The organism is Companilactobacillus pabuli (assembly GCF_014058425.1).
GTDB classification, from domain to species: domain Bacteria; phylum Bacillota; class Bacilli; order Lactobacillales; family Lactobacillaceae; genus Companilactobacillus; species Companilactobacillus pabuli.
On sequence record NZ_CP049366.1, the window covers coordinates 773,185 to 795,027 of the forward strand.

The window sequence follows — 21,843 nt, forward strand, 5'->3', positions numbered from 1 at the left end:
TGAAAAGAATGAGCATCAAAACTGAAGAGATTAGTTCACTGATCAAAGAACAGTTAAAGAACTATAAAAATGAACTCTCAGTTGATGAAGTAGGTACAGTTACATACGTCGGTGATGGTATTGCTCGTGCTAATGGCCTTGAAAATGCTATGGCAAGTGAATTGCTAGAATTCCAAGACGGTACTTTTGGTGTGGCTCAAAACCTTGAAAGTGATGATGTTGGTATTATCATTTTAGGTAACTACGATAAAATTCGTGAAGGCGATACTGTTAAGAGAACAGGTCGTATCATGGAAGTTCCAGTCGGAGAAGCAATGATTGGACGTGTCGTAAACTCTTTGGGTCAACCAGTTGATGGTCAAGGAGATATTAAGACAGACAAAACAAGACCTATTGAATCACCTGCACCCGGTGTTATGCAACGTAAGTCAGTTTTTGAACCTCTACAAACAGGTTTGAAATCAGTTGACTCACTTGTTCCTATTGGTCGTGGTCAACGTGAGTTGATCATCGGTGACCGTAAAACTGGTAAAACATCAATTGCTATTGATACAATTCTTAATCAAAAAGATGAAGATATGATTTGTATCTATGTTGCAATTGGACAAAAGGAATCAACAATTAGAGCCCAAGTTGAAACCTTAAGAAAGCATGGCGCAATGGATTACACAATCGTTGTTGAAGCTGGTCCTAGTCAACCAGCACCTATGCTTTACTTTGCACCATATGCTGGTGCTGCAATGGGTGAATATTTCATGTATAACGGCAAGCATGTTTTGATCGTCTATGATGATTTAAGCAAGCAAGCTAATGCTTATCGTGAAATATCACTATTGCTTCGTAGACCACCTGGGCGTGAAGCATATCCCGGTGATGTTTTCTACTTGCACTCACGTTTGCTAGAACGTGCTGCTAAGTTGAGTGACAAATTAGGTGGCGGTTCAATGACTGCTCTACCTATTGTTGAAACACAAGCCGGTGATGTGTCAGCCTATATTCCAACTAACGTAATTTCTATCACTGATGGACAGATTTTCTTGAGTAGTGATATGTTCCACTCAGGTACACGTCCAGCTATTGATGCTGGTACTTCTGTTTCTCGTGTTGGTGGGGATGCCCAAATTAAGGCTATGAAGAAAGTTGCTGGTACTTTGCGTCTAGATCTTTCTTCATATCATGAATTGGAATCATTCGCTCAATTCGGTTCAGATCTTGATGAAGCTACAAAGGCAAAACTAGATCGTGGTCGTCGTACAGAAGAAGTTCTAAAACAACCTGTACACTCACCAGTTCCTGTTGAAAAACAAGTTTTGATTTTGTTTGCTTTGACAAGAGGATTCTTGGATAAGATCGATGTAGATAATATTAAAGAATATGAAACTTCACTTTCTGAATATTTCGATGCAAACCATGCAGATCTTTTACAAACAATCAAAGAAAAAGGTACATTGCCTGATGAAGATAAGTTCAAAGCTGCTGTAAAAGACTTTACAGAAAACTTCTTAGCTTCAAAATCAGGAACAGATTCAGATAGCAAGCAAGCAGAAAAATAATACAGGAGGTTTAAATAATGGCTGAGTCCCTTATGGATATTAAAAGAAGAATTTCTTCTACTAAGAAAACCGGTCAAATCACAAAGGCCATGCAAATGGTATCTGGTGCTAAACTCTCTCGTATTGAAAAGAAATCTATTGCTTATCAATTGTATGAAAAAAAGGTTGAAGATATTGTTAGACATTTGAAGGCAGCAGATGTTTTCAAAGAATTATCAGTTGCTGATGATTCCGATGATCCATTGAGTCTAAACAGTCTTCTAAAAGTTCGTGAAGTCAAAAAGACTGCCTACGTCGTTATTACTAGTGACCGTGGTCTTGTTGGTGGATACAATAGTAATATTTTGAAAGCTATGATGGAATTATTCGAAAAGAAGTATCATGGTGATCAAAGTAAATTTACTATCATTTCCTTAGGTGCTACTGGAACAGAATTCTTCAAGGCACGTGGATATGATGTATCGTATGAATATCGTGGTTTACCTGATATTCCAACGGTTAAAGATATCACTCCAATCATGAAGACGATTCTACAAATGTATCAAGCAGAATTGTTCGATGAAATTGATATTTGTCATAATCATCACGTTAACTCATTAGTTTCTGAATTTACAAATCAGAAACTTTTGCCATTGGCAGATCCTGATGACGTTACACCGGAAGAACAACAAGTTGCAACTGAATACATCACAGAACCAAACCCTAAAGCAGTTCTATCTGCAATTGTGCCTCAATATATTGAGTGTTTAGTTTTAGGAGCAATGATGGATGCAAAAACAGCAGAGCATGCCGCTTCTGTAACAGCCATGAAGAGTGCCAGTGATAATGCTGATGACCTTATTTCAAGTTTGTCATTACATTATAACCGTGCTCGTCAGGCTCAAATTACAACAGAAATCACCGAAATCATCGGTGGTGCTGCTGCACTTGAATAGTTTAGAAAGGAGCCAAATTAATGAGTAGCAAAGGTAAAGTTATTCAGGTAATCGGTCCAGTTGTCGATGTTGAATTTTCTTTAGATGCAGATTTGCCAGAAATCAATGATGCTCTTAAAGTTAAGAAAAACGACGGATCAGAGATTACCCTTGAAGTTGCTCTAGAACTAGGTGATGGCGCCTTACGTGCTATTTCCATGAGTTCTACTGATGGACTTCAAAGAGGTGCCGAAGTACTTAACACAGCTAAGCCTATTTCTGTACCAGTAGGTAAAGAAACTTTAGGCCGTGTGTTTAACGTTTTAGGTGAGTCTATCGATGGAGGCAAGGAATTCCCTGCTGACTTTAGAAGAGATAGTATTCACAAACAAGCACCTGCTTATGATCAATTAAATACATCAACAGAAGTTCTTGAAACAGGAATCAAAGTTATCGACCTTCTCGAACCTTACGTTCGTGGTGGTAAAGTTGGTTTGTTCGGTGGTGCCGGTGTTGGTAAAACCGTTTTGATTCAGGAATTAATTCACAATATTGCCGAAGAACATGGTGGTATTTCTGTATTTACTGGTGTTGGTGAAAGAACACGTGAAGGTAATGACCTTTATTATGAAATGAAGGAATCCGGTGTTCTTGCTAAAACAGCCATGGTTTATGGACAAATGAACGAATCACCTGGTGCTCGTATGCGTGTTGCCTTAACAGGTTTGACAATTGCTGAGTACTTCCGTGATGTTGAAGGACAAGATGTTCTATTGTTTATCGATAACATCTTTAGATTTACACAAGCTGGTTCAGAAGTTTCTGCCTTGCTTGGTCGTATGCCTTCAGCCGTTGGTTATCAACCAACATTAGCTACAGAAATGGGGCAACTACAAGAACGTATTACATCAACTAAGAAGGGTTCAATCACTTCTATTCAAGCTGTTTATGTTCCTGCCGATGATTATACTGATCCTGCTCCAGCTACAACATTCGCCCACTTGGATGCAACTACTAACTTGGAACGTAGATTGACACAACAAGGTATTTACCCAGCTGTTGATCCACTAGCTTCAACATCTTCAGCTCTTGATCCAGCAATCGTTGGTCAAGAACACTATGATGTTGCTACACAAGTTCAAGAAGTTCTTCAAAGATACCATGAACTTCAAGATATTATTTCTATCTTGGGTATGGACGAATTGTCTGATGAAGAAAAGACAGTCGTTGCTCGTGCAAGACGTATTCAATTCTTCTTGTCACAAAACTTCAGTGTTGCTGAACAATTTACTGGTAAACCAGGTTCTTATGTTCCTGTTGCAGAAACAGTTAAGGACTTCCGCGCTATCCTAGATGGTAAGTACGATGATGTTCCAGAAGATGCCTTTAACGGTGTTGGTGGAATTAAAGACGTTATCGAAAAAGCTAAGGATATGGGCTGGACACCAGCTGATGGCCAAGATGAAAATACTGATCAAGCAGTTGCCAATTAACGATAGGAGGAGATAATATGGCTGAAAACATTATGACGGTCAATATTGTTACTCCCGATGGTGTTGTTTATGATCATCATGCAAAACTCGTTGTTTTAAGTACCATTGATGGTGAAATTGGTGTCATGGCTCACCATGCTCCAATCATCGCCCCTTTGGTTATTGATGAGGTCCGTGTCCGTCGTGTGGATAAGCCCCATCATGAAGATTCAATCGCTGTAAATGGCGGGTTCTTGGAGTTTAGCAATGATCTAGTGTCAATCGTCGCCAACAGTGCTGAGAGAGCTAGAGACATTGATTTAAGACGTGCAAAATATGCTAAGCAAAAGGCCGAAGATACTATCAAGGTTGCGGAAGAGAAACACAACGTTGATGAGTTGGCTCGTGCTCAAGTATCCTTGCGTAAGGCTATTAATAGAATTAACGTAAGTTCGCATAGAAATTAACTTAAAGGATTAGGGAAACCTAATCCTTTTTGTTTTAAATAATTTTAAAGTATTTGATTGTAGGCGGAATAATTTCAGTAAAAATGTTATTATCTAGAAAAGTGAGGTTTATAAAATGACAAATATCGGAATAAATGCCATAATAACGCTTATAAGTCATGTTATATTTATTTGGATCAGCTTCAACGTTTTGCAAGTGGTTGATTGGAAAAAGATTTATAACAAAACCAATCCTAAAATGTTACAATTACTTGTAGCGTTTATCGCAATCGCTCTAGGTTATACAGTTAGTTCGTTTTTCATGAGTATTTTTAGTTTAGCTCGAAATATAACCTTACTTTTTTAAATGATCCCAGGTTTTGGAGGAGAATATTGTGCAACAAATAATCGTTAATGGACCTACGCAATTAAAAGGAACTGTCAGAATTGAAGGTGCAAAGAATGCCGCTTTACCGATTTTAGCGGCGACTATTTTAGCATCAAAAGGTAAAACCTTCTTGACTAATATCCCTCCGTTATCGGACGTTATAACGATGTCTAAAGTTTTAAAAGCTCTAAATGCCGAAGTTTCTTATGATGAGGCTGATGAGATTTTAACTGTTGATACATCTAATGGAACTGCTACAACTGCACCAGAAGACCTAGTTGATAAGATGCGTGCCTCAATCGTCGTTTTAGGACCTCTCCTAGCTCGTAATAAAGAAGCACACGTTGCAATGCCTGGTGGCTGTGCAATTGGCTCTAGACCTATAGATTTGCATCTTAAGGGCCTAGAAGCTATGGGTGCACAATTCAGTCAAAGGGGCGGTTTCATTGACGCAAAAACTGATGGTTTACACGGAGCTAACATTTATTTAGATTTTCCAAGTGTTGGTGCAACACAAAACATTATGATGGCAGCTACATTAGCCGATGGTGAAACAGTCATCGACAACGCTGCTAGAGAACCCGAGATTGTTGATCTTGCTAATGTTTTGAGCAAGATGGGTGCAGATGTTACAGGAGCTGGTACTAATACCGTAAGAATCAAGGGAGTATCTGCTTTACATGGATGTGAACATTCAATCATGCAAGATCGTATTGAAGCTGGTACTTTCATGGTTGCTGCTGCTGTAACAAATGGTGATATCTTTATTAAAGATGCTGTTGGCGCTCACAATCGTCCTTTGATTTCCAAATTGACTGAAATGGGTGTTTCAATTGAAGAAACCGATTATGGAATTCACGTTGTTGGTACTAATCAATTAAAACCAGTAGATGTTAAGACAATGCCACATCCTGGTTTCCCAACTGATATGCAAGCTCAAATGACTTTGGCTCAATTATTGAGTGTGGGAACTACGGTTATGACAGAAACAGTCTTTGAAAACAGATTTATGCATTTCCCAGAATTTGGAAAAATGAAGGCCGACTATAAGATTGAAGGTAATTCAGTTATTATGTTTGGTCCAGCGCAATTAAGTGGTGCTAACGTTGCTGCTACTGATTTACGTGCTGCTGCAGCACTAGTATTAGCAGGATTAGTTGCTGAAGGTGAGACTAGAGTTTCTAACCTTCAATATTTGGACCGTGGATATTATCATTTCACTGAAAAGTTAAGAGATTTAGGTGCTAAGATCAGAAGAGTCTCAATCGATGAATCTGGTAGAGAAAGATTAGTATTGAATACAATACCAAGTGTTACAAAATTGGCTTAAAGTTCGCTTAAGGAAGTGGAAAAACCACTTTCTTTTTTTATTGGCAATTTAATGATTAGGCTGGTTATGATATACTTTTTGTGTTCAGATTTTGGAGGATATAGTATGTCGAAATATCTAGGAATTGATTTAGGTACAGCAAATGTACTGATTGATGTCAAAGGTGAAGGAATTGTCTTAAATGAACCTTCAGTTGTGGCAATCAATACAAATAATAATGATGTAGTAGCAGTTGGTAAAGATGCTTATATGATGGTTGGTAGAACTCCAGCTAACATTAAAGCTATTCGTCCCTTAAAAGACGGTGTAATTGCTGACTTTGATATTACTGAAAAGATGCTTCAATATTTTATTGAAAAGCTAAATGTTGGTGGACGTTTCTCGAAACCAACGATTATGATCTGTGCACCAACAAACGTAACGCCAGTTGAACAAAAATCGATTATCGAGGCAGCCGAACAAGCTGGTGGTGGTAAGGTTTATCTTCAATTGGAACCAAAAGTTGCTGCTGTCGGTGCAGGTTTGGATATTTTCAAGCCACAAGGTAACATGGTCATTGATATTGGTGGTGGTACCAGTGATATTGCTGTCATTTCAATGGGTGATATTGTAACTAGCCAATCACTTCGTTTTGCTGGTGATAAGATGACTAGTGCTATTCAAGCGTACATTAAGCAACATCACAATTTGATTATCGGTGAAAGAACAGCCGAACAAATCAAAATTGAAATTGGTTGTGTAATGGATGCTGATGAAAGTAAGACATTCTCAGCTAGTGGAATCGATATTGTTTCTGGTTTGCCAAAAGAGATCACTACTAATGAAGTAGAGATTCAAGAAGCTCTTCGTGACGGCGTTGTTCAAATCGTTGCTGCTGCTAAGAATGTTTTGGAACAAACACCTCCAGAACTATCAGGTGATATCATTGATCGAGGTATCATGTTAACTGGTGGTGGAGCATTGTTGAAGAACTTAGACAAATTGTTGTCTGAAAAACTTCAAGTACCAGTTCTCTTGACTGATAGTCCATTAGATTCCGTTGCTTTAGGTACAGGTGTATTATTGGATCATATTGAAAAACATCAAAAATACTAGGGTGAAAAATGAAAAGAGACTTTGGCAAAGAATATCGTCATGATATTTTCAAAAAAATTGGTTGGGTATTACTATTAATGCTCATTTTCTTGGTTTTAGGTATGTTGATAGGATCGGCTTTAGGTGGTTCTAATCCGTTAGCTGTATTGTGGCCGGGGACTTGGATGCACATGTTTGAATTTTTAAGGTAATTAGATGCTTAAAAAACTTTTAATTGGAATAGTTCGTTTTTATCAGAAATTTATTTCACCAGTTTTGCCACCTAGTTGTCGCTATTATCCAACATGTTCGACTTACTTTATTGATGCGGTTAAAAAGCATGGTGGAATTTTAGGTACAATTATGGGATTGGCACGTATTTTACGTTGCAATCCCTTTGTTCGCGGTGGAGTAGACCCAGTACCTGATAATTTCACTATTTTTAGAAATCCTCATCCTGAAAAATATGAAGATGAAATTATCGCCAAAAAATTTCACAACAAAGAATAGGAAAGATTTAATGTCTAATAGAAAAAAAACAGTTGAAATCAACTTAAAAGATATCAGTAGTGATCCTGAAACTTATGAACTTTGGGACCGCAAGAAGTATATTGGTACCATCAAAAAAGACGGAGATCGTTATCTTTCATTCGTAGAAAGTAACGATACTCCTTTCAAATCAGTAAAATTGGACGATGCAATCAATGAATTGTTAATGCAATATAATTTACATAATCATTAGCAGGTGTAAATATGCAAATAAGAGAAAATAGAAAAAAGAATGATGTGGATTCTCGAATCGATTACGGAATCATTTTTTCCGTAATGATGCTTGCGATGATTGGACTAATGTCTATTTACGTAGCTACGATTCAGGATTCACAAAATCCATTAAGAAATGTAGTTTCACAGTTAGCATGGTATGTTATCGGTGCAATTGGGATAGCAATCATCATGCAATTTGATGCGGAGCAACTGTGGCAGGTGGCAAACTATGCTTACTTTGCCGGGATTGCTTTGCTGTTCTTAGTTTTGATTTTTTATAGCCGCTCGTATGCTGCCAGTACTGGTGCTAAGAGTTGGTTTGCCGTTGGATCGTTTACGTTTCAGCCATCTGAAGTAATGAAACCGGCATATATATTGATGCTGGGGAAAGTTATTACGAATCATAACAGTGAATATCAAGTTCACACCATAAAAAACGACTTTATCTTATTGGGCAAATTATTCTTGTGGACTTTACCAGTCATGGTTCTATTGAAATTACAAAATGATTTCGGTACTATCTTGGTTTTCGTTGCCATTTTAGGTGGAATGATTTTGGTTTCTGGAATCGATTGGCGAATCCTCTTAACTGGTTTTCTGATTGTTGCCGTTATCGGTGGAACAGCTCTGTTATTTGCTACAACTGATTGGGGTCGGCAGATCCTAGGACATTTTGGTTTTAGATCTTATCAATTTGCCCGTATTGATAGTTGGCGTAATCCTTCGGCTGATACGTCAGAAAATGGTTATCAGATCTGGCAGAATATGAAAGCTATCGGATCTGGTAAGTTGTTTGGTAAAGGTTTTAACGTTTCTAACGTTTATGTTCCCGTTCGTGAGTCCGATATGATTTTCTCCGTTATTGGTGAGAATTTTGGCTTTATCGGTTCATGTGTTTTGATTTTGCTTTATTTCTTATTAATTTATCAAATGGTTCAAGTTACTTTTGATACTAAGAATGAATTTTATGCTTATGTATCAACTGGTGTAATCATGATGATTTTGTTCCATGTTTTCGAAAATATTGGTATGAGTGTTGGTTTATTACCATTGACAGGTATCCCGTTGCCGTTTATCTCGCAAGGTGGGTCAGCATTGTTAGGTAATATGATCGGTATTGGATTAGTGATGTCGATGAGGTTCCATCATAAGAGTTACATGTTTGAAAACGGTACTTTTAAGCAAAGGTAGGAATTTTTATGAGTGAAAAGAAAAATTATTACTGGATAAAAAAGGGTGACAAGACAACTCGTATAGGCTTAACTAAAGAGGCTCAAGAGGCTTTAGGTGATGTCAAATATGTCGAATTACCTGATCTAGATTCTGAAATAAAAAAAGGAGAATCTAGTGGTGAAATTGAAGCTCAAAAGGCTGTAATAGAGCTAGAATCACCAGTTGACGGGAAAATCGTTAAAGTGAACGATAAATTAAATGATAATCCTGAATTATTAAATGGTAGTGAAAAAGATGCATGGTTCTTTGAAGTAAATAATTAAATTTTTAAAATTTATCTTTTTATCGTTGCTTATTTCTTGCAACATTTTTTAATAACTGTTTAAATTATCCATGGAATTAATAAATGAATGGGGATAGTTTAGAATGAAAATTTTAGGTGAAAAGATTCGCCACTACAGAAAGCTCAGAGGTATTTCTCAATCTGAGCTCGCTGATGGTATTTGTACACAGGCAACTGTCAGCCTGATTGAAAAAAAAGACAAGATTCCAAGTATGGAAATTTTGGTTCGCATTTGTGAAAGACTGGGTATCACAATGAACCTTGTAATCGTCAATGACGATAGTCAAATATATTCCATCATTAGTGACATTAAGAAATCATTTTATCAAGATGATTTCGAAGGTATCAGTGACAAACTGGGTAAACTAAAAAACATCAATGTCAATAATAAGCAAGAAATCAAATTGATTCATTTCTTCAATGGATTGATTGAATATGTAAGTAGCAAGAATTATGACAAAGCTATTTTTGATTTCAACCGGGCTATGAATGTTAATATTGCTAATGTTGATATGTATGACATTTTGATCGACGTCTTTACTGCTAAGGCCTACATCAATAAAAAGTCAATGGACGAAGCTCGAGTTTATTACAATCAAGCCAAGGATTTGATCAAATCAAGCCTTGATAAGATTGGTGATGAAAATTACCACGATAGCATTTTGATTTATAGCAACATGGCAGATTTGTCATTGAAGCTAGAAGAAAATCAAAAGGCTATGGAATATGCTAACGAAGGTATTTTCATTGCTAGAAGAGAACAAACTTTGTTCAAACTCGATGAAATGTACTGTTACTTGGCAGATGCCGGTACTCGTGAAGGTCAAAAGACTGATGAGGACTATATCAAGGCATATGTGATCTCAAGTATCAGTGAAAACAAAACAGTTTTTGAAAAATTAAAGATTAAAATGAAAGATATGCATTTGAATATCTTTTAAATAAAAAATTTATTAATTTCCGCTAATCAAAAAGAGGGTCGATTCTTTTAGAATCGATCCTCTTTTTTAATGCTTATTATTTTCTAGGTTTTTGAATCGTTTTATTATCTAAATCAGTTCTGACTACCAAGACATCACATGCAGCAGTTCTAGTTACATATTCAGTAACTGAACCAATGAGAAGTCTTTCCATAGCGTTAAGACCAGTAGCACCAATCATGATCAAATCGACACCTAACTTCTTTGGAAAGTCAGTAGCGATGATAGCTTTTGGTGAGCCATATTCAATACTGTAGTCAATTTCGTCTAAACCGGCATCCTTAGCCGTTTTAACGTACTTCTTAACTGTTTCCTTAGCTTTTTCAGTAATTTGTTCTACCATTGTTGAATCGAAGCTAGAAACGTTTTGGAAAGCTCTAGTATCAATGACGTGAATTAAATGGATCGCAGCTTTATTTCTCTTAGCTACCTCGACAGCCTTTTTAAATGCTAATTCTGCCTCGAATGAACCATCAATTGGTACGAGAATGTTTTTATATTGTTGTAACATAAGTATCACCCCGTTAATGTAATATTACTGCTTTTATAATTTCATTTTAGTTTATTTGGTGAAATAAATACAGTAATCCAACGATATTTAACGTATATTTGCTAAATAAATTGAAAATCCTGCCGCAATCAAACTACCTAACAATAAAGTAATGAAGTTAGCTTCACGACTTCCAAAAAAGGCAATGGCAATTCCCATAATAGCGACTAAAACCAATAATACAGCCGTATAGCGCATAACGTTTTTGAGCGTTAAATTTTCATCTGGTGAATAAATCAAAAATTTTCCGCTACTGTGTGACCAAAGAATGTAAGCTAAAGCTAACAAAAAAATCACAAAAAAGATCATTAAAATTTTAATTATCATAATTATTCTGACTCCGTTTCGAATTCTTTTTCCAAGATTGTATTTGTTGGATTCTGAGATTGAGCGCTTGTTCGTATTTACCAGTATCATTTGGTTGATAATAGTGACGATTACGTAAATTATTTGGTAAGTACTGCTGTTCAACCCAAGAGTTTGGATAATTGTGGGGATATTTATATTCAATTCCGTGCCCAAGTTTCTTAGCTCCAGAGTAATGAGCATCTTTTAAGTCATCGGGAATAGAATTGGCTTTGCCGCTGCGAACATCTTCTAATGCAGAATCAATTGCGACCATGCCTGAATTTGATTTAGGACAGAGACATAAGTCAATGACAGCATCTGCTAAAGGAATTCTAGCTTCAGGCAATCCCACCATTTGTGCAACCTGACAAGCTTGAACTGCTCTAGCACATGCTTGAGGGTTAGCTAAGCCGACATCTTCATAAGCACAGACCATCAATCTTCTAATGGCCGAGGTTAAATCACCAGCTTCTAATAGCCGAGCTAGATAAAGAATTGCAGCATTAGGATCACTGCCACGAATTGATTTTTGAAAAGCTGACATAACATCGTAATGACTGTCGCCATCTTTATCTGAAGAAATAGCTTTTCTTTGAACTGATTCTTCGATGGACTGTAAGTCAATGTGAATTAAGTCATCCTTTGAGGGCTTAGTTGAGAGAACTGAAAGTTCCAGTCCATTTAAAATACTTCTCAAATCACCATTCGTGGAACTGACTAATAATTCCAGTGCATTTTCATCAAGTTTTACATGATATTTTCCTAAACCGTTCTCTGAATCATTTAAAGCACGCTTAACGGCTTTTTTTAAGTCATCACTATTAAGTGGCTTCAATTCAAAAATTTGCACTCTAGAGCGAATAGCAGGGCTTATATTGATATATGGATTTTCAGTTGTAGCACCGATTAAAATAATGGAGCCACTTTCCAAAAGAGGTAATAAAAAATCCTGTTTAGTTTTATCTAAGCGATGAATCTCATCGAGCATTAAAACAACGGTACCGCTCATTTTTGCTTCTTCAGCTACGATCTGTAGGTCTTTTTTAGTATCGGTTGCTGCATTCAACATGCGAAAGGCATATTTAGTAGAGCCGGCAATAGCACTGGCAATACTAGTTTTGCCGATCCCCGGAGGTCCATAAAGAATCATCGAGGACAACATTTTACTTTCAACCATTCGACGAATGATTTTATGTGGTCCGACTAAATGCTGTTGTCCGACAACTTCATCGATATTAGTAGGGCGCATTCGATATGCTAATGGTTTTTGCATAGCTCCTCCTATATAATTAATATAATATATTCTACAACAAAGGATTGAGAACATGTTTGATAAAAATGATTTTAAAGTTTTTGATGATATGACACTTTCTGGACGTTTAGATTTAATTAAAACAAATCTTGATCCAAAGTTCGAAGTTTTTGGTTCGGGTTTATTAAAACATCTAGAAGATGAATATCAACAGCAATTTTTCATGAAAATAGCTAAACATCAGCGACGGACGAAAAATCCGCCTCCAGATACGTGGTTGGCTATTAATCAAGATAAAAAGGGTTATAAAAAGACTCCACATTTGGAATTTGGGTTGTGGCCAGACCGTTATTTTATCACGTTTAGTCTCTTGGCAGATATTCGTGATCGTCAAAAATATTACCCAGTTTTAAGAAAGTATCAAGATCAAATAGTTCACGAAGGTTGGGGTGTCTCCAATGATCATACTTCTAGTAAGTTATTGTCGGCTGACAACTTTGAAAAAGTTATAACACATTATCAAAAGGTAAAATCTAGTGATTTAGTGATAGGCTTTGAATTGTTGAATACTTCGCAAGAAGTTATAAAAGGTGATTATGATCAAATTTTAAAAGATAAATTTTTACAATTGAGTAAGTATTTAGTTGACTTCAATCAAGAAATTTCTTCACAAAATTAATTTTTTATTATTAGTTTAATTTGTATAAAAGATATCCTATAATGATGTTGAATTAAGAGAATAATAATTAAGGGATGATGAAGATGGAGTGGTATAAATGTGCGGAATTTTGGTTCGGCGTAATTATAACGTTGGCGTTTTTCCAATTGTTTTTTAACGCAACCTTTGGAGTCATGTGGTGGAGCGGCTTGATAGCTAGTATTGTTGGTCTGCTGCTTATTCTAAATTCATTAAGTAGGATTAAATTTAAGTAGAGAACATTGTTAGAGTGAAGTTATTATTTCATTCTGGTGATGTTCTTTTTAATTTATATAAAAATAAGGCAAAAAAAAATACATCCACCAAATAGTGAATGTATTTTTGTCCAAATATTAAAGTACTTGGTTGTAGTATTCAACAACTAGTGATTCATCAATGTTTGGTTCTAGTTCGTCACGTTCTGGGTTACGTACTAGTGAACCTGTCAATGTGTTTTCATCGAAGTTAACAAAACCAGGACGACCAACAACGTTTTCAAGGTTTTCCTTAACAATAGCAAGGTCCTTTGACTTTTCACGAAGGCTGATCTTTTGACCAATTTGAACTTCGTATGAAGGGATATCAACACGTTTGCCATCAACTGTGATGTGACCGTGGTTTACAAGTTGACGAGCTTGTGGACGTGAACTTGCAAGACCTAAACGGTAAACAACGTTATCCAATCTTGTTTCAAGAAGGATCATTAAGTTGATACCATGGATACCATCCATCTTACCAGCACGGTTAAATAGGTTACGGAATTGACGTTCGTTAACATCATACATGAAACGTAACTTTTGCTTTTCAGCTAATTGTTGACCGTATTCTGAGATCTTACGACGGCCACCGTTTGGTCCGTGTTGACCAGGGGCGTAGTTTCTACGAGCGATTTCCTTACCAGTACCTGAAAGTGAGATACCTAAACGACGTGATAATTTCCAGCGTGGGCCAGTATATCTTGACATATTTTAATTCCTCCAAAATGTTTGTCTGGAGTAAAATAATTAACTAGAGCTTAGCATTCGTGCAGTTATCGTTACAAATTTCACCTTGTGCAGCCACAGGTTACTGATTGAACTAACTCGTCGATAACTGTTGACGTTCTTGCCGCTCTTTGCTGCATATTTTACACGAAGGCTAGTATACCGTGATGACGAACGATTGTCAAAATTATTTTGGGAATAGTTTAAAACTTTATTATGAAAAGCTGACTTAGATAATAATAAGAGTAATATTTGTTATAATTTCATAAAGACAAGACTGAATCGTCATTAGGGGTGTAAATGTGTTTGTAATTATTATTGGAATAATCTTAATCGTTCTATTTTTCTTATGGTACATGTGGTTTTTGCAAAAGAAAAATGCTTCCACGTTAAATGAATATAAGGATAGAACTGATCACTTAAAAGAAGCTCGCTTAGAAGGCAAAATTGAGAAACTAACTAAAATGAAATTGTCTGGTGCTAGTGATGATCGTTTTAATCAGTTGAAAGTTGAATATCACAAGCAAGAAGAAGAGATTTTTTCGGATATTCTTCGACAAATGCGTGGAGCCGAATACAAAAATACTGAATTTAAGGTTTTCGGTGCCAATAGTGATTTGAAAAAAATTAATGCTAGTTTGAAACAATTTGAAGATGAAATTTCTCAAATTTCACAGGGCTTTGATGAATTGTTAAAGAGCAATGAATTGAATGCTACTCACAGCGAAGAATTACAAAAGAAATATCAAACATTACGCAAGCAAGTTTTGACGCAATCATTTAGTTATGGTCCAGCGACCGATAAATTAGAGGATGAGTTATCAGAGATTGCTAACTTATTAGATAATGAAAAGCAATTAACAACTAAAGGTGATCACATTGAAGCTAGTCAAATTTTGGACGATATTAAAATTAAGCTAGGTTTGATCACAGACCAATTAAAAGTTATCGAACCATTGTTCCACGACTTAAATGAAGTTTTCCCAGGGCAAGTGGACGAAATTAAGTTTGTCTTTCAAAAATTAGATAAGCAACATTTCAAATTCAATGATGATATTGTTGCCTTGATTCAAGAAGTTCAAAAAGAAATTGAAGAATCAAATGACAAGTTGGGTGAATTGAATTTCGACGCTGTTAATACTAATAATGAAGATATTAAACAAAGAATTGACGACTTGTATGAAACGTTAACGTTGGAAATAGACGGTAAGCGTGATGTTTTAAAGGAACAAAAACCTGTTTTAGACTACATCAATCACGCGGTTTTTCAACACAATCGTTTGGATAAAAGAATTCAGAAATTACAAGAAGGTTATGTCTTAACAGATAAGACTTTAGATACTTTTAAGAGTAATTTTGATACCTTGAATGAAGTTCGTCGTGAATACGATGCCGACGTACAAAGTATTGCTGATAAACAAGTGATTTTTTCACAAGTAAGAACTGATTTTAAAAACATCGTTAAAGAATTAGATGAAATCGAAACTAGTGAAAAAGATATTAATGATGAACTCAATCAGATGTTAACTAGTGAACAAATTGCTCGTAATAGTGTCGATGAATATGCTAAACGTTTAGAGATTCAAAAAAAGATGATCGAACAATTGCGCTTGAATGGTTTGCCAGATGATTATCTTGATTACTTCTACATGGTTTATGATGAAATCAATAAATTATATGATGATTTAGATGCTGATCAAATTAATATGGAAGATATTAGTAAAGCAGTCATCATCACGCAAGAGGATTTGAATAACTTGGTAGAAAAAACTTCTAAGTTGAAGTACAACGTCCAATTAGCCGAAAAGTTACTGCAATATGCAAACCGTTATGCTACTAAGGATGGCGCCTTTAGTGATGAATTGGCACATGCACGTTCATTATTTGATGATGATTACAACTATCAAGAGTCAGTTGATGTAATTTCAAAAGCCTTGGAAGAGGTTGAATCTGGTTCAGTTGACCGAATAAAAGAGACAATTAATTCTTAATTTCTCTAAAAGTGTGTTAAATTATAATAGATAAAAATTTGGGCCTTTGAGGCCTTTTTATTTTGGTGAGGCAAAAATGATATATTTTGATAATAGTGCAACAACTAAAGTTAATGATTCAGTTCTAAAAACTTACAATGCTGCTAGTGAAGAATATTTCGGGAATCCTTCTAGTTTGCATAAGTTAGGTTTGAGAGCTTATGAATTATTGGAAACATCTCGTAAACAAATCGCAAAACTAATGGGCTTCAAACAAGATGAAGTCGTTTTTACTAGTGGTGGTACTGAGGGTAACAATTGGATCATCAAGGGTACAGCTTTCAAGAAACGTGAATTTGGTAAACACATCATCACAACACAAATTGAGCATCCATCTGTTTTGAACACGATGCATCAACTTGAAGAACTAGGTTTTGAAGTAACTTATTTACCAGTCGATAAGACTGGTCATATTAGTGCTGAAGACCTTAAGAATGCTATTCGTGACGATACGATTTTAGTTTCAACTATGGCAGTTAATAATGAAATTGGTGCTATTCAACCAATCCATGAGATTGCCAATGTCCTAAAAGACTATCCAAATATTAGTTATCACGTCGATTCTGTCCAAGCAATTGGTAAGAATATTCAAGATAAATTCATGGATCCACGTGTTGATTACTATACTTTCTCTGGTCACAAATTCCATGCACCTCGTGGAATCGGCTTTATTTATATGAAAGAAGGTAAACAACTTGAACCACTAATGGCTGGTGGTGGTCAAGAATCAAACCTTCGTAGTGGTACTGAAAATACTCCAGCAATTGCAGGTATGGCTAAAGCTATTCGTCTTCTAAAAGAGGATGAAGACAAAAAGGCTGACAAGATGGAGCAACTAAAGGAAAAATTAGTTAACCATTTGAAGACAATGGACAACGTTCACGTCTTTTCACAAATTGCTGATAATTTTGCTCCACATATTATCTGTTTTACAATCGATGGTGTTCGTGGTGAAACAATCGTGCATACGTTTGAAGACCGTGACATCTATATTTCAACAACTAGTGCTTGTTCATCCAAAAAGGGTTTGGAATCAGGTACTTTAAAGGCAATGAATGTCAGAGAAAATGTTGCAACTAGTGCTGTACGTGTTAGTTTAGATGAAAGTAATACTGAAAAAGAAATGGATGAATTCATTAAGAATTTAGATGAAATTCACGACCATTTCCAAATTTTGAACTAGGAGAAATACATGGAATATACTGAAATTATGGTTCGTTACGGCGAGCTATCAACAAAGGGTAAAAACCGTAAAAGCTTCATCGACCGTCTTCACGGGAATGTAGCTAAGGTTTTGAAGGATTACCCTGATCTTAGAATGCAACCACATCGTGATCGTCTACACATTAAATTAAACGGTGTTGATGCAAAACCAGTAATGGAAAAATTAAAGAATGTCTTTGGTATCCAAACTTTTTCACTCAGTGTGAAGGTTTCACGTGATTTTGAAGATGTTAAGAAAAAAGCTGTTGAAATGATGCACGAAGCTTATAAGCCTGGCATGAGTTTCAAAGTGGGAACTAAACGTGCGGATAAGACTTATGAACTAGATACTAATCAAATCAACTTGCAATTAGGGGATGCTATTTGTGAAGCTTTCCCAGGAATTGATGTTGAGATGAAACGCCCTGATATCAAGATTTCTGTCGAAGTTCGTCAAGATGGAATCTATTTATCCTACTTAACAGTTAAGGGTGCTGGTGGTCTCCCTGTCGGTACAGCTGGAAAGGCTATGTTGATGCTATCTGGTGGAATCGATTCTCCAGTTGCCGGATACTTAGCTATGAAGCGTGGGGTGGATATTGAAATGGTTCACTTCTTCAGTCCTCCATACACTTCAGAACAAGCTTTGAATAAGGCCAAAGAATTAACTTCTAAGTTGACTGCCTTTGGTGGAAATATCAAGTTTATCGAAGTACCTTTTGCTGAAATTCAAGAAACAATCAAATCCAGCGTTCCTGAAGGTTACTTGATGACGATTCAACGTCGTTTCATGTTGAGATTGACTGATTTGATCCGTGAAAAAGAACACGGTCTAGCAATTTTCAATGGTGAGGCTGTTGGTCAAGTTGCTTCACAAACATTGGAAAGTATGGCAGCTATCAATGACGTTACCACTACACCAATTTTGCGTCCTGTAGCAACAATGGATAAGACAGAAATCATTCGTTTGGCTGAAAAAATCGATACTTTCAATCTTTCAATTCAACCATTCGAAGACTGCTGTACTGTCTTTGCTCCACCATCACCAAAGACACGTCCAAGTATCGAAAAGACTCGTCATTTTGAGAGTGTTCTAGATATCGATGGATTAATTCAACGTGCTATGGATGGCATTAAGATCACAACCATTGAACATGGCGACAAGTTTATGGAAAGTGATCAAGAAAACATCAGTAGTTTGCTATAAAATTAATTGACGTTTAATAAAGAATGTTTTATTATCAGAATATCAGCTTTGAGCAGGAGTGTTGATTGAAGAGATTTCAGAGAAGGCATGTTGTTGAGAATTGCCGAATCGAATCAATTGATTGTTGCCTGTGAGCTATCATTAAATGATCGGGCCACCGTTATCTGTTGAGTGAAGAGTGAAAACTCTTAATTTAGGTGGTACCGCGAGCATTCGTCCTATTAGGGATGGGTGCTCTTTTTTTACAGTCTCTTACCGGCTATGCCGGTTAGAGACTGTTATGGGGATGCGTAAGCATCCGTATACCATGGTTTTAGGCTATGCCGGTTAGAGACTGTTATGGGGGCGCGTAGCGCCCGTATTCCATAATTTATCGGCTATACCGGTAAGAGAGTGTAATATGGGGATAATCCTCATTTTAAGTAATATATCAGCGTAAAAAGTAAAAAAAACGGAGGAAACAACATGAGAGAAATCGACATGGATACAAAATATAATCCTCAAGAAGTTGAAGCAGGTCGTTACCAAACTTGGTTAGACGAAGATGTTTTCAAACCTTCTGGAGATAAGAAAGCTAAACCTTATTCAATCGTTATTCCACCACCAAATGTTACTGGTAAGTTGCACTTGGGTCACGCTTGGGATACTACGATTCAAGATACTTTAATTCGTTACAAGAGAATGCAAGGCTTTGATACTTTATACCTACCTGGTATGGATCACGCCGGAATTGCTACTCAAGCTAAGGTTGAAGCTAAATTACGTGAACAAGGAATTTCTCGTTACGATTTAGGTCGTGAGAAGTTCGTTGATGAAGTTTGGAAATGGAAAGATGAATTTGCTTCTATCATCAAATCACAGTGGGGTAAATTAGGTCTTTCATTGGATTATTCTCGTGAAAGATTTACCTTGGACGAAGGTTTGTCAAAAGCCGTTCGCAAAGTCTTTGTTAAGTTATATAACGAAGGTTTGATCTACCGTGGCGAATACATTATCAACTGGGATCCACAACTACAAACTGCTTTGTCAGATATCGAAGTTATCCACAAGGATGACCAAGGTGCTTTCTATCACGTTAAGTATCCATATGCCGATGGCTCAGGTTACATTGAAATTGCGACAACACGTCCAGAAACTATGTTTGGTGATGTGGCTGTTGCCGTTGCTCCTGACGATGAAAGATACAAGGATATCGTTGGTAAAGAAGTTGTCGTTCCATTAGTTGATCGTAAGATTCCAATTATCACTGATCATTACGTTGATAAAGAGTTTGGTACTGGTATGGTTAAAATCACTCCAGCCCATGACCCTAATGACTTTGCTGTTGGTAATCGTCACGATTTGAAACGTATCAACACAATGAATGCTGATGGAACAATGAACGAAAATGCTGGTAAATATAACGGCATGGATCGTTTTGATGCTAGAAAAGCCATCGTTAAAGACCTCCAAGACCAAGGTTACATGATCAACATCGAACCTTACGTCCACAGCGTTGGTCATTCAGAACGTTCTGGTGTACAAGTAGAACCAAGACTTTCAACACAATGGTTCGTTAAGATGAAGCCACTTGCAGAAATGGCCTTGAAGAATCAAAAGGGTGATGACAAAGTCAACTTTGTACCTGACCGTTTTGAAGATACCTTCACACAATGGATGGAAAATGTTCACGATTGGGTTATTTCTCGTCAACTATGGTGGGGACACCAAATTCCAGCTTGGTACAACAAGAAGACTGGCGAAACTTACGTTGGTGAAGAAGCTCCTAAGGACATTGAAAACTGGGATCAAGAACAAGATGTGCTCGATACTTGGTTCTCAAGTGCATTGTGGCCATTTTCAACTATGGGTTGGCCAGATACTGACGCGGAAGACTTCAAACGTTACTTCCCAACTAATACTTTAGTTACTGGTTACGATATTATTTTCTTCTGGGTTTCAAGAATGATTTTCCAAAGTTTGAAATTTACTGGTAAGAAACCATTCGATCACGTTGTTATTCATGGTTTGATTCGTGATGAACAAGGTCGCAAGATGAGTAAATCACTTGGTAATGGTATCGATCCAATGGACGTTATTCAAAAGTACGGTGCCGATGCTTTGCGTTGGTTCTTGATGAACGGTTCAACCCCAGGACAAGATACTAGATTCAGTTATGACAAGATGGACTCTGCTTGGAACTTTATCAATAAGATTTGGAATGCTTCTCGTTACGTTATCATGAACCTTGACGACGACACTCCTGCTATGGATGATCTTTCACAAGTAACTAGTTATGACTTGTCTGACAAGTGGATCTTAGCTAAATTGAACCATACAGTTAAAGAAGTTAACCGTTTGATGGATAACTTTGAATTTGGCGAAGTTGGTCGTAACCTTTACAACTTTATTTGGAATGACTTCTGTGACTGGTACATCGAAATGAGTAAAGCTACTCTAACTGGTGACGATGAAGCTGCTAAGAAACAAAAGAAGATGATCTTGACTTATGTCTTGGATCAAACTTTGAGATTGATGCACCCAATCATGCCATTTGTTACTGAAAAAATTTGGCTAACAATGCCACATAATGGCAAGTCAATCATGCAAGCTAAGTATCCAGAAAATCACTCAGAATTTGACGATAGTGATGCCATGGATCAAATGGATGTTTTGATTGAATTGATCAAATCATTGAGAAAGATTCGTTTGGAAGCTAATGCACCAATGTCTAAGGCTGTTGATATTTTAATTAAACCTCAAGATGACAAGGTTAAAGATGTGGTCTTGAATAATAAAGAATACATCGACCGTTTCATGCATCCAAAGGACTTGAAAGTTGCAACTGACATAAAAGCTCCTGCTTTAGCAATGACAGCTGTTACAAATGGTGCTGAATTGTATGTTCCTTTAGCTGAACTTATTAACATTGATGATGAAATTGCTCGTCAAAATGAAGAAGTAGCTAAACTTGATAAAGAAATTGAACGTATCAACAAGAAACTTTCTAACAAGAACTTCGTTGAAAAAGCTCCAGAAAAAGTTGTTGCTGAACAAAAAGAGAAATTGGCTGATTATCAATCACGTCAAGCAAAAGTACAACAAAGAATTCAACAATTGCAAGCTAATAAATAATATTTGAGTATATAATGATGA

Annotated in this window: 22 protein-coding genes; 18 read left to right on the forward strand and 4 right to left on the reverse strand. The window is 36.5% G+C overall.

All coding sequences use genetic code 11. The annotated features are described in order from the left end of the window. Nucleotides 1-8 precede the first annotated feature (8 nt). The 13 genes from atpA (at nucleotide 9) to G6534_RS03795 (ending at nucleotide 10,399) form a co-directional block, all read left to right on the forward strand. Entirely contained in the window at nucleotides 9-1,553 is a 1,545-nt protein-coding gene (atpA, locus tag G6534_RS03735) for a F0F1 ATP synthase subunit alpha (protein ID WP_059074476.1), read from the forward strand. Between the two features lie 17 nt (nucleotides 1,554-1,570). Next, nucleotides 1,571-2,488 (forward strand): F0F1 ATP synthase subunit gamma, encoded by a 918-nt coding sequence (locus tag G6534_RS03740; RefSeq protein ID WP_059074475.1) that lies wholly within the window; start codon nucleotides 1,571-1,573, stop codon nucleotides 2,486-2,488. A 20-nt stretch (nucleotides 2,489-2,508) separates the two neighbouring features. Beyond that, nucleotides 2,509-3,960, forward strand: a complete 1,452-nt coding sequence (atpD, locus tag G6534_RS03745; RefSeq protein ID WP_059074474.1) for a F0F1 ATP synthase subunit beta — start codon at nucleotides 2,509-2,511, stop codon at nucleotides 3,958-3,960. A 17-nt stretch (nucleotides 3,961-3,977) separates the two neighbouring features. Further along, nucleotides 3,978-4,406: a F0F1 ATP synthase subunit epsilon gene (locus G6534_RS03750; protein ID WP_057812090.1), complete on the forward strand. Its 429-nt coding sequence runs from the start codon at nucleotides 3,978-3,980 to the stop codon at nucleotides 4,404-4,406. 115 nt (nucleotides 4,407-4,521) lie between these two features. Then, on the forward strand, nucleotides 4,522-4,752 hold the full coding sequence (locus G6534_RS03755; RefSeq protein WP_010020165.1) for a DUF1146 family protein: 231 nt from the start codon (nucleotides 4,522-4,524) through the stop codon (nucleotides 4,750-4,752). Nucleotides 4,753-4,780: 28 nt separating this feature from the next. After that, nucleotides 4,781-6,103 (forward strand): UDP-N-acetylglucosamine 1-carboxyvinyltransferase, encoded by a 1,323-nt coding sequence (murA, locus tag G6534_RS03760; protein WP_059074140.1) that lies wholly within the window; start codon nucleotides 4,781-4,783, stop codon nucleotides 6,101-6,103. A gap of 105 nt (nucleotides 6,104-6,208) precedes the next feature. Next, nucleotides 6,209-7,198: a rod shape-determining protein gene (gene mreB / locus G6534_RS03765; protein ID WP_059074141.1), complete on the forward strand. Its 990-nt coding sequence runs from the start codon at nucleotides 6,209-6,211 to the stop codon at nucleotides 7,196-7,198. A gap of 8 nt (nucleotides 7,199-7,206) precedes the next feature. After that, entirely contained in the window at nucleotides 7,207-7,389 is a 183-nt protein-coding gene (locus tag G6534_RS03770) for a DNA-directed RNA polymerase subunit beta (protein WP_010020162.1), read from the forward strand. Nucleotides 7,390-7,393: 4 nt separating this feature from the next. After that, nucleotides 7,394-7,687 carry a membrane protein insertion efficiency factor YidD gene (gene yidD / locus G6534_RS03775; RefSeq protein ID WP_059074142.1) on the forward strand — a complete coding sequence of 98 codons (294 nt, stop codon included), beginning with the start codon at nucleotides 7,394-7,396 and terminating at the stop codon, nucleotides 7,685-7,687. 10 nt (nucleotides 7,688-7,697) lie between these two features. Next, a complete protein-coding gene (locus G6534_RS03780; protein ID WP_059074143.1) occupies nucleotides 7,698-7,919 on the forward strand; it encodes a DUF2969 family protein in 222 nt (73 codons plus the stop codon). A gap of 11 nt (nucleotides 7,920-7,930) precedes the next feature. Next, entirely contained in the window at nucleotides 7,931-9,133 is a 1,203-nt protein-coding gene (locus tag G6534_RS03785; RefSeq protein ID WP_059074144.1) for an FtsW/RodA/SpoVE family cell cycle protein, read from the forward strand. 8 nt (nucleotides 9,134-9,141) lie between these two features. Then, a complete protein-coding gene (locus tag G6534_RS03790) occupies nucleotides 9,142-9,438 on the forward strand; it encodes a glycine cleavage system H family protein (protein WP_059074145.1) in 297 nt (98 codons plus the stop codon). A 103-nt stretch (nucleotides 9,439-9,541) separates the two neighbouring features. Next, nucleotides 9,542-10,399, forward strand: coding sequence for a helix-turn-helix domain-containing protein (locus tag G6534_RS03795; protein ID WP_059074146.1), 858 nt, complete (start codon nucleotides 9,542-9,544; stop codon nucleotides 10,397-10,399). A gap of 76 nt (nucleotides 10,400-10,475) precedes the next feature. Here G6534_RS03795 and G6534_RS03800 read toward each other — a convergent pair whose 3' ends face one another. The 3 genes from G6534_RS03800 to G6534_RS03810 all read right to left on the reverse strand — a co-directional run bounded on the left by G6534_RS03800 (nucleotide 10,476) and on the right by G6534_RS03810 (nucleotide 12,609). Then, a complete protein-coding gene (locus G6534_RS03800) occupies nucleotides 10,476-10,949 on the reverse strand; it encodes a universal stress protein (protein ID WP_059074147.1) in 474 nt (157 codons plus the stop codon). A gap of 87 nt (nucleotides 10,950-11,036) precedes the next feature. After that, the gene (locus G6534_RS03805) at nucleotides 11,037-11,315 is read right to left on the reverse strand and encodes a hypothetical protein (protein ID WP_010020152.1); all 279 of its coding nucleotides are present in this window, start codon (nucleotides 11,313-11,315) and stop codon (nucleotides 11,037-11,039) included. Further along, nucleotides 11,305-12,609, reverse strand: coding sequence for a replication-associated recombination protein A (locus tag G6534_RS03810; protein WP_182083154.1), 1,305 nt, complete (start codon nucleotides 12,607-12,609; stop codon nucleotides 11,305-11,307). Before G6534_RS03810 ends, G6534_RS03805 begins: the two co-directional genes overlap by 11 nt. A 52-nt stretch (nucleotides 12,610-12,661) precedes the next feature. On the opposite strand from G6534_RS03810, the gene G6534_RS03815 reads away from it, so the two are divergent. Beyond that, on the forward strand, nucleotides 12,662-13,267 hold the full coding sequence (locus G6534_RS03815) for a DUF1054 family protein (RefSeq protein ID WP_059074148.1): 606 nt from the start codon (nucleotides 12,662-12,664) through the stop codon (nucleotides 13,265-13,267). A 371-nt stretch (nucleotides 13,268-13,638) separates the two neighbouring features. Here the strand turns inward: G6534_RS03815 and rpsD are convergent, their stop codons facing one another. Continuing rightward, nucleotides 13,639-14,250 (reverse strand): 30S ribosomal protein S4, encoded by a 612-nt coding sequence (rpsD, locus tag G6534_RS03820; RefSeq protein ID WP_059074149.1) that lies wholly within the window; start codon nucleotides 14,248-14,250, stop codon nucleotides 13,639-13,641. A gap of 320 nt (nucleotides 14,251-14,570) precedes the next feature. On the opposite strand from rpsD, the gene G6534_RS03825 reads away from it, so the two are divergent. The 4 genes from G6534_RS03825 (at nucleotide 14,571) to G6534_RS03840 (ending at nucleotide 21,822) form a co-directional block, all read left to right on the forward strand. Continuing rightward, on the forward strand, nucleotides 14,571-16,259 hold the full coding sequence (locus G6534_RS03825; protein WP_059074150.1) for a septation ring formation regulator EzrA: 1,689 nt from the start codon (nucleotides 14,571-14,573) through the stop codon (nucleotides 16,257-16,259). Between the two features lie 76 nt (nucleotides 16,260-16,335). Next, the gene (locus tag G6534_RS03830; RefSeq protein WP_059074151.1) at nucleotides 16,336-17,481 is read left to right on the forward strand and encodes a cysteine desulfurase family protein; all 1,146 of its coding nucleotides are present in this window, start codon (nucleotides 16,336-16,338) and stop codon (nucleotides 17,479-17,481) included. Nucleotides 17,482-17,490: 9 nt separating this feature from the next. Further along, nucleotides 17,491-18,708, forward strand: a complete 1,218-nt coding sequence (gene thiI / locus G6534_RS03835; protein ID WP_059074152.1) for a tRNA uracil 4-sulfurtransferase ThiI — start codon at nucleotides 17,491-17,493, stop codon at nucleotides 18,706-18,708. A 465-nt stretch (nucleotides 18,709-19,173) separates the two neighbouring features. Then, complete coding sequence (locus G6534_RS03840) at nucleotides 19,174-21,822, forward strand: valine--tRNA ligase (RefSeq protein ID WP_182083155.1); 2,649 nt, start codon at nucleotides 19,174-19,176, stop codon at nucleotides 21,820-21,822. The last annotated feature ends 21 nt before the right edge of the window (nucleotides 21,823-21,843 follow it).